Annotated in this window: 16 protein-coding genes and 1 pseudogene; 9 read left to right on the top strand and 8 right to left on the bottom strand. The window is 64.3% G+C overall.

Annotated elements, in window-relative coordinates; genetic code table 11:
* The 3 genes and pseudogenes from BLEFHOIH_RS26520 to BLEFHOIH_RS01790 form a co-directional block, all read right to left on the bottom strand.
* A pseudogene (locus BLEFHOIH_RS26520) lies at positions 1-373 on the bottom strand (hypothetical protein); the annotation flags it as partial.
* Between the two features lie 158 nt (positions 374-531).
* The gene (locus BLEFHOIH_RS01785) at positions 532-1,137 is read right to left on the bottom strand and encodes a YceI family protein (protein WP_170936941.1); all 606 of its coding nucleotides are present in this window, start codon (positions 1,135-1,137) and stop codon (positions 532-534) included.
* 328 nt (positions 1,138-1,465) lie between these two features.
* The gene (locus BLEFHOIH_RS01790; RefSeq protein ID WP_088342794.1) at positions 1,466-1,885 is read right to left on the bottom strand and encodes a VOC family protein; all 420 of its coding nucleotides are present in this window, start codon (positions 1,883-1,885) and stop codon (positions 1,466-1,468) included.
* A gap of 588 nt (positions 1,886-2,473) precedes the next feature.
* On the opposite strand from BLEFHOIH_RS01790, the gene BLEFHOIH_RS01795 reads away from it, so the two are divergent.
* The 3 genes from BLEFHOIH_RS01795 to BLEFHOIH_RS01805 all read left to right on the top strand — a co-directional run bounded on the left by BLEFHOIH_RS01795 (position 2,474) and on the right by BLEFHOIH_RS01805 (position 5,032).
* The gene (locus tag BLEFHOIH_RS01795; RefSeq protein ID WP_088342795.1) at positions 2,474-3,052 is read left to right on the top strand and encodes a cold-shock protein; all 579 of its coding nucleotides are present in this window, start codon (positions 2,474-2,476) and stop codon (positions 3,050-3,052) included.
* A gap of 76 nt (positions 3,053-3,128) precedes the next feature.
* A complete protein-coding gene (locus tag BLEFHOIH_RS01800; protein ID WP_170936942.1) occupies positions 3,129-3,536 on the top strand; it encodes a DUF192 domain-containing protein in 408 nt (135 codons plus the stop codon).
* 80 nt (positions 3,537-3,616) lie between these two features.
* Complete coding sequence (locus tag BLEFHOIH_RS01805) at positions 3,617-5,032, top strand: mannose-1-phosphate guanylyltransferase/mannose-6-phosphate isomerase (RefSeq protein WP_088342797.1); 1,416 nt, start codon at positions 3,617-3,619, stop codon at positions 5,030-5,032.
* On the opposite strand, the gene BLEFHOIH_RS01810 is transcribed toward BLEFHOIH_RS01805, so the two are convergent.
* On the bottom strand, positions 5,029-6,006 hold the full coding sequence (locus BLEFHOIH_RS01810) for a LysR family transcriptional regulator (protein ID WP_088342798.1): 978 nt from the start codon (positions 6,004-6,006) through the stop codon (positions 5,029-5,031). The two genes, BLEFHOIH_RS01805 and BLEFHOIH_RS01810, sit on opposite strands and share 4 nt — an antisense overlap.
* 148 nt (positions 6,007-6,154) lie before the next feature.
* Here BLEFHOIH_RS01810 and BLEFHOIH_RS01815 point away from each other — a divergent pair, with 148 nt between their 5' ends.
* The 4 genes from BLEFHOIH_RS01815 to BLEFHOIH_RS01830 all read left to right on the top strand — a co-directional run bounded on the left by BLEFHOIH_RS01815 (position 6,155) and on the right by BLEFHOIH_RS01830 (position 8,891).
* Complete coding sequence (locus tag BLEFHOIH_RS01815) at positions 6,155-7,024, top strand: NmrA family NAD(P)-binding protein (RefSeq protein ID WP_088342837.1); 870 nt, start codon at positions 6,155-6,157, stop codon at positions 7,022-7,024.
* A 74-nt stretch (positions 7,025-7,098) separates the two neighbouring features.
* Positions 7,099-7,440: a metalloregulator ArsR/SmtB family transcription factor gene (locus BLEFHOIH_RS01820; protein WP_088342799.1), complete on the top strand. Its 342-nt coding sequence runs from the start codon at positions 7,099-7,101 to the stop codon at positions 7,438-7,440.
* Positions 7,437-7,913: an SRPBCC family protein gene (locus BLEFHOIH_RS01825; RefSeq protein ID WP_088342800.1), complete on the top strand. Its 477-nt coding sequence runs from the start codon at positions 7,437-7,439 to the stop codon at positions 7,911-7,913. The genes BLEFHOIH_RS01820 and BLEFHOIH_RS01825 overlap by 4 nt, the downstream gene beginning before the upstream one ends.
* A 147-nt stretch (positions 7,914-8,060) precedes the next feature.
* Positions 8,061-8,891 (top strand): sulfite exporter TauE/SafE family protein, encoded by an 831-nt coding sequence (locus BLEFHOIH_RS01830; RefSeq protein ID WP_088342801.1) that lies wholly within the window; start codon positions 8,061-8,063, stop codon positions 8,889-8,891.
* A gap of 51 nt (positions 8,892-8,942) precedes the next feature.
* Here the strand turns inward: BLEFHOIH_RS01830 and BLEFHOIH_RS01835 are convergent, their stop codons facing one another.
* The 3 genes from BLEFHOIH_RS01835 to BLEFHOIH_RS01845 form a co-directional block, all read right to left on the bottom strand.
* Positions 8,943-9,530, bottom strand: a complete 588-nt coding sequence (locus BLEFHOIH_RS01835; protein WP_088342802.1) for a hypothetical protein — start codon at positions 9,528-9,530, stop codon at positions 8,943-8,945.
* Positions 9,531-10,164: 634 nt separating this feature from the next.
* Complete coding sequence (gene groL, locus BLEFHOIH_RS01840) at positions 10,165-11,838, bottom strand: chaperonin GroEL (protein WP_088342803.1); 1,674 nt, start codon at positions 11,836-11,838, stop codon at positions 10,165-10,167.
* 96 nt (positions 11,839-11,934) lie between these two features.
* Positions 11,935-12,222: a co-chaperone GroES gene (locus BLEFHOIH_RS01845; protein WP_088342838.1), complete on the bottom strand. Its 288-nt coding sequence runs from the start codon at positions 12,220-12,222 to the stop codon at positions 11,935-11,937.
* Positions 12,223-12,520: 298 nt separating this feature from the next.
* Between BLEFHOIH_RS01845 and BLEFHOIH_RS01850 the strand changes: the two genes are divergently transcribed.
* Positions 12,521-13,531, top strand: a complete 1,011-nt coding sequence (locus BLEFHOIH_RS01850; RefSeq protein ID WP_088342804.1) for a TRAP transporter substrate-binding protein — start codon at positions 12,521-12,523, stop codon at positions 13,529-13,531.
* A 122-nt stretch (positions 13,532-13,653) separates the two neighbouring features.
* Positions 13,654-14,856, top strand: a complete 1,203-nt coding sequence (locus BLEFHOIH_RS01855; RefSeq protein WP_088342805.1) for a pyridoxal phosphate-dependent aminotransferase — start codon at positions 13,654-13,656, stop codon at positions 14,854-14,856.
* A 351-nt stretch (positions 14,857-15,207) separates the two neighbouring features.
* Here BLEFHOIH_RS01855 and BLEFHOIH_RS01860 read toward each other — a convergent pair whose 3' ends face one another.
* Positions 15,208-15,387 (bottom strand): hypothetical protein, encoded by a 180-nt coding sequence (locus tag BLEFHOIH_RS01860; protein ID WP_088342806.1) that lies wholly within the window; start codon positions 15,385-15,387, stop codon positions 15,208-15,210.
* Positions 15,388-15,531: the final 144 nt, after the last annotated feature.

Consider the following 15,531-nt stretch of genomic DNA (forward strand, 5'->3'; position numbering starts at 1 on the left):
TCGACACCGATCGCGATCGGGTGGTCGGCGAGGGCGCGGGCGCTGCGGCAGGCGGGGGCGATTTCGGGTCGGGCACCAGCGCCTTGCCGGTCTCGGCGGCGGGCGGCTGCACGCCGGTCTGGGCTTGCGGAACGGGCGCGGGTGCTGGCGCGGGAGCAGGCGCCGGGGCGGGCGCAGCCTCCGGCTTGGCCGCCTGACGCACGTCCGTGCGGGCCGATGGCCGCTCCTCAATGCGCGTGTCGAAATGTTCGCCCGCGCCCTCGCCGACCACCCGATCGCGATCGGTGTCGAACGCCAGGAACAGGATCAAAACCAGCATCGCCAGGATAATCAACGACGCCAGGAGTTTTTCGAACGCTTCGAGGAGTGACACGCGGAGGCCCCTTCGCTGTCGCGAGCCGTACTGCCGACAAGTCTAAAGCCGCCCCGCCGGTTTCGCAAAGGCGGCATTAATTTTAAGCTAATTTGCCTAACCGGCGGTTTCGCGGCGGCGGAACGCTACGTTCCGCCTTTGTAACGCTCCCCGGCCCCCTAATTGTCGAGCCGGGTCGCGGCCAGGTCGAGCTTCACCGTCACGATATTGCCGATCACCGTGCCCGAGACCGGGCCGTTCGGCCCGAGGCCGAAGACGCTGCGATTGATCGTCGTCATGCCGCGCACCGTCGCCTCGCCCTCGACCACCTTCAGCGTGAACGGCATGGAGATCGGCGCGCTCTCGCCCTTGATCGCCAGATTGCCTTCCAGCACATAGCGGCCGCCGCTCCCCGCCGGCTTGATCGCCTTGGCGCGGAAGCCGACAGCCGGAAAGGTCTGGGCGTCGAACCAATCCTTGCCGAGCAGGGCGGCATCGACCTGCGACTGGCCGGTCGTCACGGTATTCACGTCTATGGCGGCGGCGACTTCCGCCATGTCGGGATAATCGGGGTCGAAATGGATTTCGGCCTGAAAAGTCTCGAACTCGCCGGTGAGCAACTGGCCGCCCGCGTCGACCTCGAAGGTGATCTTGCTCTTGGCCTTGTTGACGGCCCATTCCTGCGCCGATGCCTGCCCGCTGCCCCCCGCAGCGAAGGCGATCAAGGCGAGCGGGACGATCAGCATCCGTGTCGAACTCACAAAACGCGGCAACATACGCAACATGACGTCATCCCTCAGAACGATAAGTGCCGCGGGAGCCGCGGCGATGTGGAGTATGAGGGGCGCCGGAAGCGCCCTGCCCAAGGCTGCGTGCAGAGTTTTGCGCGTGGGTTCAATGGTTTTTTTGTAACCGGGCGTTACTAGTTCGAAGGCGGGGATATGCGGCCACGGTACGGCCCGGAGCGGGCGGGTGCCGGCGCGCTTTGGCATCGGCGTCCGGCCCCGGGCGACGGCGATTTAGCGTCTCGAAGGCGCGAAGGCGACGGCCGCGATCGGCGCGGCCGCGGGCGCCCCTTCCTCTGCACTCGGTCACCCCCCCGATGGCCGCCTGCTACCACTCGCCGACATTGGGCATCGAAGTCCACGGCTCCTTCGGCGGCAGCGCCCCGCCCTTCTGCAGCAGTTCGATGGAGATCTTGTCCGGCGAGCGCACGAAGGCCATGCGCCCGTCGCGGGGCGGCCGGTTGATGGTGACGCCGGCCTGCATCAGCCGCTCGCAGATCTCGTAAATATCGTCCACCGCATAGGCGAGATGGCCGAAATTGCGGCCGCCCTTATAGTCCTCGGCGTCCCAATTATAGGTCAGCTCGACCTGGGCGGATTCATCGCCCGGCGCCGCGAGAAATATCAGCGTATAGCGGCCCTGCTCGTTCTCCATCCGCCGCAGCTCTTTCAGCCCGAATTTGTTGACGAAAAAATCCAGCGACTGGTCGATATCGGTGATGCGCAGCATGGTGTGCAGATATTTCATGGCAATCCTCATGGGCCGGTGGCGCCGGTTGGCTTTGGCGCTCGTGCTGCAACTTTAGCCGCGCGGCGGGCATGACGGCAATGCGGGGCGCAATTCACAAAACCGTGTCGTCCCCACTCGGCACCCCTGCATGTGGATAGCCGCGCTTAACCACATTTCTGCCCCATCCTGACGAAATAGTTAACGATCCGGGGACAGGGGAACTTCAATAAAAAAACTGGCTCACATCTCACCTGTGAAGAGACGGTGATTCGTGAAAAAAGCGTTTCAGTGATGCAACGTCCGGTTGTATAAGGGGTTCTGAGGCAACCGAATCCTAGGGATGGGTAATCCCTAGAACAGGTCGCCGGCGTCACCGGGTGAAGAGTTAAAAACAATGTAGAACAATAACTTACGACTGCGTGCGAGCCACAGCCAGGCTCAGGTCCGGTACCCTCGCAAGCAGACTTATCCAGTGCGGCGGAAATTTCGCTAGCAAGCAATTCGCCGAATGGTATGGTCCATTAACGATTTGCAAAGATTAGGGTTAGGCGGAAGACCTGATCGAGCAAATAGGAATAACAGTTGAAGTAAGCGGGGGATCACAAAATGGGGGAAAAATTACCTCCAGTTGTCTCATCGTTCGGTCAGGCGTCCGAACAACCCGGAGTCGACGTCACCGTCGTCGCCGGACAGATCAAATGGTTCGATGCATCCAAGGGCTATGGCTTCATAGTGCCTGATAACGGAATGCCGGATATCCTCCTGCATGTCACGGTGTTGCGCCGGGACGGTTATCAGACAGCCTATGAAGGGGCCCGCGTGGTTTGTGAAGTTCTCAATCGCGACCGGGGCCTCCAGGCCTTCCGCGTGCTGGGAATGGATGAAAGCACGGCCATCCACCCATCGCAATTGCCGCAGCGCACCCACGTCACCGTGACGGCGGAAAGCGACTGGCAGCGCGCCATGGTCAAATGGTTCAACCGCCTCAAGGGTTTCGGCTTCCTGACACGGGGAGACGGCACGGAAGACATCTTCGTGCATATGGAAACCTTGCGCCGCTTCGGCTTCGCCGAGCTGCGTCCCGGGCAGACCGTCCTGGTCCGCTTCGGTCATGGCGAAAAGGGATTAATGGCAGCGGAACTACGGCCCGATGGGGTGGCCTCAACTTTCCCTACGTCCCACTGACGTGACGCCTGTTACGTCAGTCAAACAGATCAGTAGGGCGGTCATCGCTGCCCTGCTTTCGATAGGCGTCGGGCTTATGGGGGCCTATGCCCACGCCGACAATCTCGAAAAGCGGCCGCTGACCCTGATCACCAGCTCCGGGCGGCACCCGATCACCGTCGAGGTCGCCGATAACGATCAGGAACGCAGCAAAGGGCTGATGTTCCGGCGCTCCATGGGCGACGATGAAGGCATGATCTTCCTTTATCCGCAGGATGAGGAAATCACCATGTGGATGAAGAACACCTACATCCCGCTCGACATGGTTTTCGTCGAAGCCGATGGCACCGTCCATCGCATCGAGGAACGCACCGAGCCATTTTCGGAGAGCATCATCCGTTCGGGCGGAAAGGTGCGCGCCGTGATCGAGCTGAATGGCGGCAGCGCCAAGCGCCTCGGACTGAAGTCCGGCGACAAGGTGGACTATCCGGCATTCCGGCAATAGGCGGCTACCTAGCGGTCCGTGTTCATTGTGTCCGTGAGGAAAACCGGATAGATCTGGCCTCCTGCAACGGAGACCTGCGCATGGCCCCGATCTATCCTTTCATTCTATCCGGCGGGTCCGGAACGCGGCTTTGGCCGCTGTCGCGCCGCGCATTTCCGAAGCAGTTCCTGCCGCTGACCGATGCGCCCAAAAGCCTGTTCCAGCAAAGCTGCCGCCGCCTGGAGGCTCCCGGCTTCGCCGCGCCGACCGTTCTGGGCGGCAACGATCACCGCTTCATCATCGCCGAGCAGATGCGCGAGATCGGCATCACGCCAAAGGCCATCGTGCTGGAGCCGGCCGCGCGCAACACCGCACCCGCCGCCGCCATCGCCGCCCTGATGGCTGCCCGCGAGAGCGAAACCGCGCTCCTGCTGCTGCTCCCCTCCGACCACGTCATCGCCGACGCCGCCGCCTTCCGCGACACTGTCTTGCGCGGCGTGCCGGCGGCGATGGACGGCGCGCTGGTCACCTTCGGCATCGAGCCGACCGAGCCGCATACGGGCTACGGCTATATCGAGACATCGCCGGGCGGGGACGCGCTCCGCGTCAAGCGCTTCGTCGAAAAGCCCGACGCCCGCACGGCCGCGACCTATCTCGCCAGCGGCAATTTCTTCTGGAATGCCGGCATTTTCCTGATGCAGGCCCGCGCGCTGATCGAAGCCTTCGCCAATCACGCGCCGGATATTCTCCGCGGCTGCGAGCGCGCGCTTGCCTCGGCCCAGCCCGATCTCGATTTCCTGCGGCTCGATCCCGCCGCCTATGCCGCCTTGCCGGACATTTCCATCGACTATGCGATCATGGAGAAGTCGCCGCGCGTCGCCTGCGTGCCGCTCAGCGCCGGCTGGAGCGATCTGGGCGCATGGCCCGCGATCTGGGAAATCGCCGAGAAGGACGCGCAAGGCAATGTCGCGCGCGGCGATGTGATCTTCCACGAGAGCCGCGGCAGCTTCGCCTATACCGAAAACGCCTGCGTTGCCGTCGTCGGCCTCGAGGACGTCATGGTGGTGGCGACCAAGGACGCCGTGCTGGTGTCGTCCAAATCCCATGCGCAATCGGTGAAAGCCGTCGTCGAGCGGCTGAAGGCAGAGGGCCGCCCGGAGATCGACCTGCATAAGCGCGTCTACCGGCCCTGGGGCTGGTTCGAAGGGCTCGACAATGGCGACCGCTTCCAGGTCAAGCGCATCATGGTCAAGCCGGGCGCGCAGCTCTCGCTGCAAAGCCATTTCCACCGCGCCGAACATTGGATCGTCGTGCTCGGCACGCTGGAGGTCACCATCGGCGACGAGGTCAAGCTGCTGAACGAGAACCAGTCGACCTACATCCCCGTCGGCGCCCGGCACCGCATGTCCAATCCGGGGCGGATCCCGGCCTATCTGATCGAAGTGCAATCCGGCGCCTATCTCGGCGAGGACGACATCGTTCGCTACGAGGACATTTACGGGCGGACCGATCTTTAGGCATCCGCGCTGGTTTGCGGTACCCCTGCGGAAGCGGGCTTGCGGCGCGGCTTTGGCGCTGTGTTGGCATCCGCGGCCAGCCGCGACTGCACGAAATCGATAAAAGCGCGCACCTTGGCGGCGGGCAGGTGCCGGGACGGGTAGAGCGCATAGAGCGGAAAGCTGTCGCCGAGCCAGTCCGGCAGCAACTCGACCAGCGCGCCTTGCCGGATCAGCGGCTCGACGCCGATCGCCTTCACCCGCGCGATGCCGACCCCGTCCAGGCAGGCGCCGAGCATGGTGCCGAACTCGGCCACCATCAGCCGGCCGCTGGTGCGGATCTCGGCCCGCTCCTCCCCGCGCCGGAACTGCCATGTCTCGATCGGCTGCCCGGTCAAGGAATCGCGCACCTGAATGCAGGCATGGCTCGCCAGATCGGCCGGAGCCGCCGGCACGCCATTCGCCTTCAGATAGGCGGGCGAGGCGACCGTAATGGTGCGCGTCTCCAGCAGCTTTCTTGCCACCAGCGAAGAAACCGGCGGCGTCCCGAAGCGCACGGCGATGTCGAAACCTTCGCCGATCAGATCGCCCAACTGGTCCCGCGCCACGAGTTCAAGCGATAAATCCGGATAAAGCGACAAGAATTCTAAGATATGCGGCGTGAATAATTGGCGCGAGAAGAACGCGTCGACATTCACCCGCAGCCGGCCGCGCACCGCCACCGAAGAGCCCGACGCGACCGTCACTGCGTCCTCGATGCCCGTCAGGAGAGGCGCGATCTCGGAATAGAGCCTGCGGCCCTCGTCGGTCAGCGCGACGGCGCGCGTCGTGCGATCGAGCAGCCGGACGCCGACCCGCGCCTCCAGACGCGACACCGCGCGGCTCACGCCCGAGCGCGACAGGCCAAGCGCCTCCGCCGCGCGGGCAAAGCTGCCGCCCTCGACGACAGCCGCAAGCACGCCGGCATTGGAGATCACGCGCCCGTCGAAAGCCATGAAGGTCGATCCGTTGATTTCAGATCACCAATCATATGACTTAATGGCACTCAATGCAACATAGGGAATGCGCCTAATGCTGGTCTTCGGTAAAGGCGCCCGGCGCGAGACCGCAAGACCTGCGCCCTGGCAAGGATGGAGTCCGATCATGTACGCAATCACAGGCATCACCGGTAAAGTCGGCGGCGAACTGGCCCGCAACCTGCTCGCCGCCGGCCAGCCTATCCGCGCGGTGGTGCGCGATGCTAGGAAGGGCGCGGCGTGGGCGGCGCACGGCTGCGAACTCGCCATCGCCGACATGCAGGATACGGCCGCGCTGACGGCGGCGTTCTCCGGCGCGGCGGGCGTCTTCATCCTGCCGCCGCCGGAATTCGACCCGGAGCCCGGCTATCCCGAAGCGCGGGCGGTGAATGATAGCGTGGTCGCGGCGCTGATGGCGGCCCGCCCGGCGAGGGTGGTTTGCCTGTCGACGGTCGGCGCGGATGCGGTCGAGGACAATCTGCTCTCCCAGCGCTCGCTGCTCGAGGCCGCCTTGCGGGATCTGCCGATGCCGCTGGCGATCGTGCGCCCCGCCTGGTTCATCGACAACGTCGCCTGGGACGTCGCCTCGGCGCGCGACACCGGCATCATCCACAGCTTCCTTCAGCCCACGGACAAGAAGCTGCCGATGGTTGCCGCCAGGGATGTCGGGCGTCTCGCCGCTGAACTCATCGTGCAGCACTGGAGCGGCACGCGCATCTTCGAGCTGGAAGGCCCGGAGCGGGTGTCACCGGACGATCTTGCCGCCGCCTTCGCCGCCGCGCTCGGCAAGCCGGTGCGCGCCGCGCCGGTGCCGCGCGAGAGCTGGGAGCCGCTGTTCCGCCGGCACGGCATGAAGAACCCGGAACCCCGCATCCGGATGCTCGACGGCTTCAACGAAGGCTGGATCCGGTTCCAGAACGGCGGCGGCGAGACAATCAAAGGCCCCACCAGCGCCGCCGAAGTCATCGCCGATCTCGTTGCCGGACCAAAGGCATAGGTCCCCTCCGCGCCCCGCGCCGACGCCAGATACTTAGCCATTGCGCTAAGTATTTCGCCGTGATACTTAGCCTTATGGAACAGTATCAAGACCGGCTCGACGGCCTCTTCCAGGCGCTTGCCGACCCGACTCGCCGGGCGGTGATCGGGCGGCTGGGCGAGGGTCCGGCCAGCATCAGCGAATTGGCCAGACCGTTCGGGATCAGCCTGCCCTCCTTCATGAAGCACATTCATTCTCTGGAGGAGAGCGGCTGGATCCGGACGCGCAAGCAGGGCCGCGTGCGCACCTGCGCGCTGGAGGAGGCGCCGCTTGCCGCCGTTCAATCTTGGCTGTCCGCGCAGCGCGCCCTGTGGGAGGGCCGCACCAACCGGCTGGAGCAGTTCGTCACCGCCCAAGGCCAGGAGCATCCGGAATGACCCAAATTGTGAACCCCGATCTCGACCTGACCATATCGCGCGTGATCAAGGCGCCGCGTTCGGCCGTCTGGAATGCCTGGACGGACCCCGCCAGCTTCGAGCAATGGTGGATTCCGGCGCCGGCCAAATGCAAGGTCGCCGCCATGGAGCTGCGCCCCGGCGGGGCCTTCGTGACGCAGATCAGCGAGAACGGAGCCGCCTTCGCGCCGCATCTGAGCGGCTGCTTCCTCGCCGTCGACGCACTGGAGCGGATCGTCTTCACCAATGCCCTCACCGGCGGCTGGCGGCCGGCCGAGCAGGCGTTCATGACGGCGATCATCACGCTGCGCGACCACCCGCTCGGCACCGATTACGCCGCCCATGTCATGCATAAGAGCCCGGCGGACCGGGCGATGCATGACGAACTCGGGTTTTATAACGGCTGGGGCACCGTCATCGGGCAACTGGCGGCGCTCGCCGAAAAAGCTGTGTAGAAGGAGCGGCACGCTCTGCCCGCAAGCCCAACTCCGATCACGCAATCTTGCTTTTCGCGCGGGGCTCCGCCATGCGGGGACCGGGCGGAAATGCTTGCTGCCCATTCCCTGGGCATCTAAGGTCCGGCGGGATTTTGGAGAGATTTCATGGATTTGGGCATGCCTGCGGGCGAGGTCGTGCTGCTCGTCTGCGGGCTGATGGCCGGCGGACTGATCGCCGGCGTCCTATCGGGACTGTTCGGCGTCGGCGGCGGCGGCATATTGGTGCCGGTGCTGTATGAGCTGTTCGGGGCGATGGGCGCGGCGGAGGACATCCGGCTGCATCTGGCGGTCGGCACCAGCTTCGCCGTCATCATACCGACGGCGTTCCGCGCCGCGCGCTCGCATTACCTGCGCGGCTCGATCGACGGCGACGTGCTGCGGATGATCGCGCCCGCCGCGCTGCTGGGCGTCATTCTCGGCGCGCTGACGGCGAAATATTCCGATGACGACGTGATGAAGCTGGTCTGGGTCGGCTCGGCGAGCGTGCTCAGCATCAGCCTGCTGCTGCGGCGCGCCCATTGGCGCATTCCGGGCGAGATCTCGAACCCGGCCATCGCCTTGCCGGTCGGCACGGTCGTGGGCTATCTGGCGACGATCATGGGCGTCGGCGGCGGGGCTTATATAACGCCGGTGATGACGCTGCTCGGGCGGCCGATCCATCAGGCGGTCGGCACGTCGGCGGGGTTCGGCGTCATCATCGCGATCCCGGCGCTGATCGGCTATGTCTGGGCGGGCTGGGGGGCGGAGGGCTTGCCGGTCGGCTCGGTCGGCTATGTCAGCCTGATCGGCGCGGCGGCGATGATCCCGACGGGGGTGCTGGCTGCGCCGTATGGCGTGCGGCTGGCGCATGGCCTGCCGAGGCGGGCGCTGGAGATCGCCTTCGCGGCCTTCCTGTCGCTGGTCGGATTGCGCTTCCTGATCGCGCTGATCTACTGAGCGGCGCGTTCGCCTGCCTCAATCACAGGCGGATCGGGCGACAGCGACAGGCTAGAGGCTATGCTCGGCGGCAAAGATCTTGCGGACGGGGGCTTCGGTCGGCTCGATGACGGCTTTGGCGATCGGCTCGCCGGTTGCCGGGCAGGCCGTGATGGCGAGATCGACCTTCGGCAGATCCTCGGCCGGCTTGGCGGCGGGAGCGGCGCCGGGGCGCGCCCCGAGAATGCGGAAGGAGAAGGTCTGGCCGTTCTTGGTGGTGACGGTCATGCAGCCGCCGCCCGAGAGGCGATCCCAGCCCACAGGCGCGACATTCGGCGCGGGCGTGACGGCTTCAGCCTCGGCGGTGACCGCCGGCTTCGGCGCGCCGGGAACGAAGGTTTCCCCGCTGACGCCGGAGAGCACTTTCAGCGGCTGGGCCAGGCTGTCGTCGCGCAAAGCGGCGCCGAACAGGGTGGCGCCGGCATTATCGCCGTCGCTCAGGCCGAGCCCGAGCATGAGGCTGTTCGGCGAACCCGCGATCACCCCTGCGCTCAGGCAGCCGGCAAACAGCCCGACTCCGAGCGGGAGCCAGGGCAGGCGGCGCTTGGTGGAGGGGGCAGCGTCTGGCGTCCGGAGTGAGGTGGCACGCGTCAAATTCATCCGATTTCCTCCGCAGGAAAACAAAGGCTGCAACTCTAACGTCGCTGTTCGTCCGCGCTCTGTTCACATTGGTGGAAAAGCGCCGAATGTCCAGCCCAAGATCACAAAATCATTGTGACGATTCCAGGACGCGGCGGAAGGGAGTAGAACTCCTTAGAAAAACAGAGACCGCCCGGCGGACGCAAAACAAATCGCCAGGGGGCCACTGTTGTCCCCTTTGGATCCGTTCCGTGGACCCATCTGAGCGTGTTTTTCGACACGGAGATGGGTGCCAGCAGCGACGTCCCGCGAGAGACAATTCCTTTATACCACCGAAGACCCGGGCCACAAAGAAAAGCCACACAAAGTTCCGCAATGATTCACAGCTATCATAATTTCTTTTGATAACTGTAATCGAAACTCCTCAGGTTCATATTCCGGTCCGAATCAGCAGGCTTCCGAAGCTCTGCATCGCCCAAGTCTTACAACCAAGAGTTGTATATTTGGTTATTGCGGCGAAAATGCGGTGACGGATCGGGACAACCGTTTTTCGCGCTCGACGCAACCCCGCGAAAGCCGACCGGCCGCCGAAGGGTCGCCCCTCCCGCAGCCGGAAAAGCATTACGACGCATGGCGGCAGAAGCCGGCGGCTGGCCTACATCATGCCGTCCATGCCACCCATTCCGCCCATGCCTCCCATACCACCCATGCCGCCCATTCCCCCCATGCCGCCGCCGGCTTCCTTCTTCTTCGGCGCATCGGCGACACCGGCTTCGGTGGTGATCAGCATGGAGGCGACCGAGGCCGCGTCCTGGAGAGCGGTCAGCACGACCTTGACCGGATCGATGATGCCGGCCTCGATCATGTCGACATATTCATTGGTCTGGGCGTCGTAGCCAAAGCTGTCTTTCTTCTTGTTTTCCAAGAGCTTGCCGACGACGATCGAGCCCTCGACACCGGCATTTTCCGCGATCTGCCGGATCGGCGCCTGCAGCGCCCGGCGCACGATGTTGATGCCCGCCGTCTCGTCCTCGTTCAACCCCTTGGCGGTAATCGCCGAAGCCGCCCGCAAAAGCGCCACGCCGCCGCCCGCCACGATGCCTTCCTCGACCGCCGCGCGCGTTGCGTTCAGCGCATCGTCGACGCGGTCCTTCTTCTCCTTCACTTCGACCTCGGTCGCGCCGCCGACGCGGATCACCGCAACGCCGCCGGCGAGCTTGGCCAGACGCTCCTGCAGCTTCTCCCGGTCATAATCGGAGGTGGTGTCCTCGATCTGCGCCTTGATCTGGGCGACGCGGGCCTGGATTTCCTTCTTCTTGCCGGCGCCGTCGACGATCAGCGTGTTGTCCTTGTCGATGCGCACGCGCTTGGCCCGGCCGAGCATCTTCATCGTGACGTTTTCCAGCTTGATGCCGACATCGTCCGAAATCAGCTCGCCGCCCGTCAGCACGGCGATGTCCTGCAGCATGGCCTTGCGGCGATCGCCGAAGCCGGGCGCCTTGACGGCGGCGACCTTCAGCCCGCCGCGCAGCTTGTTGACGACCAGGGTTGCCAGCGCCTCGCCTTCGACGTCCTCGGCGATGATCAGCAGCGGGCGGCCGGACTGCACGACGGCTTCCAGCACCGGCAGCATGGCCTGCAAATTCGACAGCTTCTTCTCGTTGATGAGGATCAGCGGGTCGTCCAGCTCGGAGATCATCTTCTCGGCATTGGTGATGAAATAGGGCGAGATATAGCCGCGGTCGAACTGCATGCCCTCGACGACTTCCAGCTCGCTGTCGAGACTCTTGGCCTCCTCGACGGTGATGACGCCCTCATTGCCGACCTTCTGCATGGCGTCCGCGATCATGTCGCCGACCGAGCCGTCGCCATTGGCGGAGATCTTGCCGACCTGGGCGATCTCGGCCGAATTGGCGACCTTCTTGGCCTTCTTGCGCACGGCGATGACGACATCGGCGACGGCCTTGTCGATGCCGCGCTTGACGTCCATTGGGTTCATGCCGGCCGCGACCGCCTTGATGCCTTCCTTGACGATGGCATGGGCGAGCAGCGTTGCCGTGGTGGTGCCGTCGCCGGCCTTGTCATTGGTCTTGGAGGCGACCTCGCGCAGCAACTGGGCGCCCATGTTCTCGAACTTGTCTTCCAGTTCGATTTCCTTGGCGACGGTCACGCCGTCCTTGGTCGAGCGCGGCGCGCCGAAGGATTTGTCGATGATGACATTGCGCCCTTTCGGTCCCAGCGTAACCTTGACGGCATTGGCGAGCATGTCGACGCCCCGCATCATGCGGTCGCGGGCATCGGAGGAAAAGCGGACGGTTTTAGCGGACATTGTCGAATTCTTTCTTGAGAAAAATGGTGCCAGGCTGTGCGGTGGACCATGGGGCGGCGGGCGCACGCCGCAAGGCGGCTCGCCCGCCCGGCGTGCTTATTCCAGCACGCCCATGATGTCGGACTCTTTCATGATCAGCAGGTCGACGCCGTCGATCTTGACCTCGGTGCCGGACCATTTGCCGAACAGCACCCGGTTGCCGACCTTCACGTCGAGCGGGACCAGCTCATTGTCATCGCCGCGCGCGCCGGGACCGACGGCAATCACTTCGCCCTGCTGCGGCTTCTCGGTGGCGGTGTCGGGAATGATGATGCCGCCTTTGGTCTTGGTTTCTTCTTCGACGCGCTTCACCACAACACGATCATGGAGCGGACGGAATTTCATCTGCATCTCCCGCGGTTTCATCAATTGATTTCAAAGAAGAGCGGCGAGGGCCGCTTGGCACTCATTCTACGCGAGTGCTAATCTCGGGCTTAGTGGACAGGCCATGGCATTGTCAAGACGCTAGAGACCCTATGGCAGCCGTGAACGCTTCACCTTTAGCGTGAAGCCGGCCGCCTTCCACACACTTTCCCACAAGCCCGCAGATTCATGTGCAAAGCCGCGCATCCCCCTCGCCCCGGCAAGTTGCAAGGTCTATCCATGAGACCACACGCAATTTTCCTCGTTTTGGCAGGCCATTATGCGCTTTTCTTTAGCCTGTTTCTTCATTGCCGCTCAGCTTCTCGCCCCCGCCGGCACTCCCGCCAAGGCCGAGCCGCGCGAGCTGGTGCTGGTGCATAGCGGCGCGCCCGGTTCGCTCTATGAAATCGGCGCCAATGAATTTGCCCGTAGGGTGAATGAACGGTTGCCGGAGGACTACCGCATTAGCGTGATCTCCGACCCCGCCCTCGGCGACAGCCCGGCGCTGGTCGATGCGGTGCGCAGCGGCGCGGCGGTGTTCGCCCTGCCCTCCTCGGCGATGATCTCGGTGAGCGATGCCTTCGCCGTCTTCGAGCTGCCCTACCTGATCCGCAACCGCGCCCAGGTGAAGACTATCCGCTCCGCGCTGCTTGAAAATTACCTACAGCCGGAGGCGGCGAAGAAGGGTTTGCGCATCCTCGGCATCTGGGAGAACGGCTTCCGACAGTTCACCAATGATGTCCGCCGCATCGACCGTCCCGCCGACCTGCGCGGCATGCGGCTCGCCATCCCGCCCAATCCCTGGCGCGAGAAGGCCCTGCGCGCCTTCGGCGCCGATCCTGTGCCGATGGCCACCCGCGCGGTCAGCGATGCGCTGCGCACCGGCGTGGTCGACGGCTATGAGGCGCCGCTGACCGAGATCAGCGCCCAGCATCTGACCGACGTGCAGCACCGGCTGTCGCTGTCGGACCATCTCTACAGCCCGGCTTTCCTCATCACCAGCCGCACCCAGTTCGAGCGTCTGCCGATGCCGATCCGCGCCGTCATCATGTCCGAGGCGCGGGCGATGGAGGGCTGGATCTCCACCCTCGCCATCGACATGGAGAGCGAGCTCGTCGACCAGCTCGACCGCGACATGGAAGTCACCCATGTCGACACGCAAGCCTTCCGCGCCGCCAGCCGCGGCGTCTATGGCGAGTTCATCCGCACGGTGCCCGGCGGCGCCAAGATGATCGAGGCGCTGACCGATGATCTCGCCCATGTCTCGGCGAATGGCGCACCGACGGACTGAGGTGATCGGGGCGGCTGCCGCCCGCGTGACCACGGGCCGCGCGGAATTTCGGCAAAACCGGCTTCCACTTTGCCCGAACCTGCTCTAGTTTTGCGCGTCACCCCACGAGATCGGAGGTTATCATGGGCCTGATCGCCGATGCGCTTGGCCGCGTCCAGCCGTCTCAGACCATCGCCGTCACGACGAAAGCGCGCGAATTGCAGGCCGCCGGCCACGATGTGATCGGGCTCGGCGCCGGCGAGCCGGATTTCGATACGCCCGACAACATCAAGGAGGCCGCGATCAAGGCCATCCGCGAGGGCAAGACGAAATACACCAATGTCGAGGGCATCCCCGAGCTGAAGGAAGCCATCTGCCGCAAGTTCAAGCGCGAGAATGGCCTGACCTACAAGCCGAGCCAGGTCATCGTTTCGCCCGGCGGCAAGAAGATCATCTTCAACGCCATGATGGCGACGCTCAATCCCGGCGATGAAGTCATCGTGCCCGCGCCCTATTGGGTCTCCTATCCCGACATCGTCTCGCTGGTCGGCGGCACGCCGGTCATCGCCGAGGCGACGCTGGAGAACAAATTCAAGCTTCAGCCGGACGCGCTCGAGAAGGCGATCACCCCCAACACCAAGTGGTTCATCTTCAACCACCCGTCCAACCCGACCGGCGCCGCCTATTCGCGCGACGAGCTGAAGGCGCTGACGGATGTGCTGATGCGGCACCCCCATGTCTGGGTGTTCACCGACGATATGTATGAGCATCTGGTCTATGACGATTACCAGTTCGTCACGCCCGCCCAGGTCGAGCCGGGCCTGTACGAGCGCACGCTGACCATGAACGGCGTCTCGAAAGCCTATGCCATGACCGGCTGGCGTATCGGCTACGCCGCCGGGCCGGAAGTGCTGATCAAGGCGATGACCAAGCTGCAATCGCAGACGGTGTCGAACCCGTCATCGATCAGCCAATGGGCCTCGGTCGAGGCGCTGAACGGGCCGCAGGATTTCCTGAAGGAGCGGGCGCAGGCGTTCAAGGAGCGCCGCGATCTGGTCGTCTCGATGCTGAATCAGGCCAAGGGCATCGATTGCCCGACGCCCGAAGGCGCCTTCTACGTCTACCCGTCCTGCGCGGGCTGCCTCGGCAAGACCAGCGGCAAGGGCAAGAAGATCGAGACGGACGAGGATTTCGTCACGGCGCTGCTGGAAGAGGAAGGCGTCGCGGTGGTGCATGGCGCGGCATTCGGGCTGTCGCCCTTCTTCCGCATCTCCTACGCGACCTCGACGGACGTGCTCGAAGAAGCCTGCCGCCGCATCCAGCGCTTCTGCGCCGAGCTGCGCTGACGCGATCGCGTCAGCCGAGCGTTCGTGTTGGTACCCAGTGCCCGGCTTGACCGCAGCCTTGCCCTCTCCCTTGGGGAGAGGGCGGCGCGCGTCAGCGAGCCGGGTGAGGGGTTGTTGAGTTAATGGTGAGGCACGAACCCCTCACCCCAGCCCTCTCCCCAAGGGAGAGGGAGCTTGGCTGCGGCTCGTATGGCCCTATTGCCAAAATTTGCGAGCGTCGAGGCGCCACCGGTGATGTACTCACTGTCATCCCGCGAAGGCGGGAATCCAGTGCTCCGCAGCGACAGCGTCTTAGCCTTTACTGGATCCACGCCTTCGCGGGATGACAAGGAAGGGGAAATCGCGGCCAGCCTAGCGAACGCCGAGCAATTCCTTGAGGCGGGCCAGCGCCGGCAGGTGCGCGTCATGGACGCGCGGCAAGGCAAAGCTGTCGGCATGACGGTCTTCGACCAGGAAGCGCGGGGGCGGGCCAAAATACTCCTCGTCGAGGATGTCGATTTCCGCCGCGTCAAATCCGTTCATCATCGTCATAACTCTAACTCCCGAATTCTCCCGGCCCTGTCGAAGGCCGTATCGCTCCATAAATGCGCCAAATTCGTATTTGGTTCCCGGAAATTGACGCGAGCTTAACCGTGCTGATCTCGCATACAATGTAACCCGAACTGGTGTCCGCCG

This window comes from Rhodomicrobium sp. R_RK_3 (genome assembly GCF_002198715.1).
Classification (GTDB): domain Bacteria; phylum Pseudomonadota; class Alphaproteobacteria; order Rhizobiales; family Rhodomicrobiaceae; genus R-RK-3.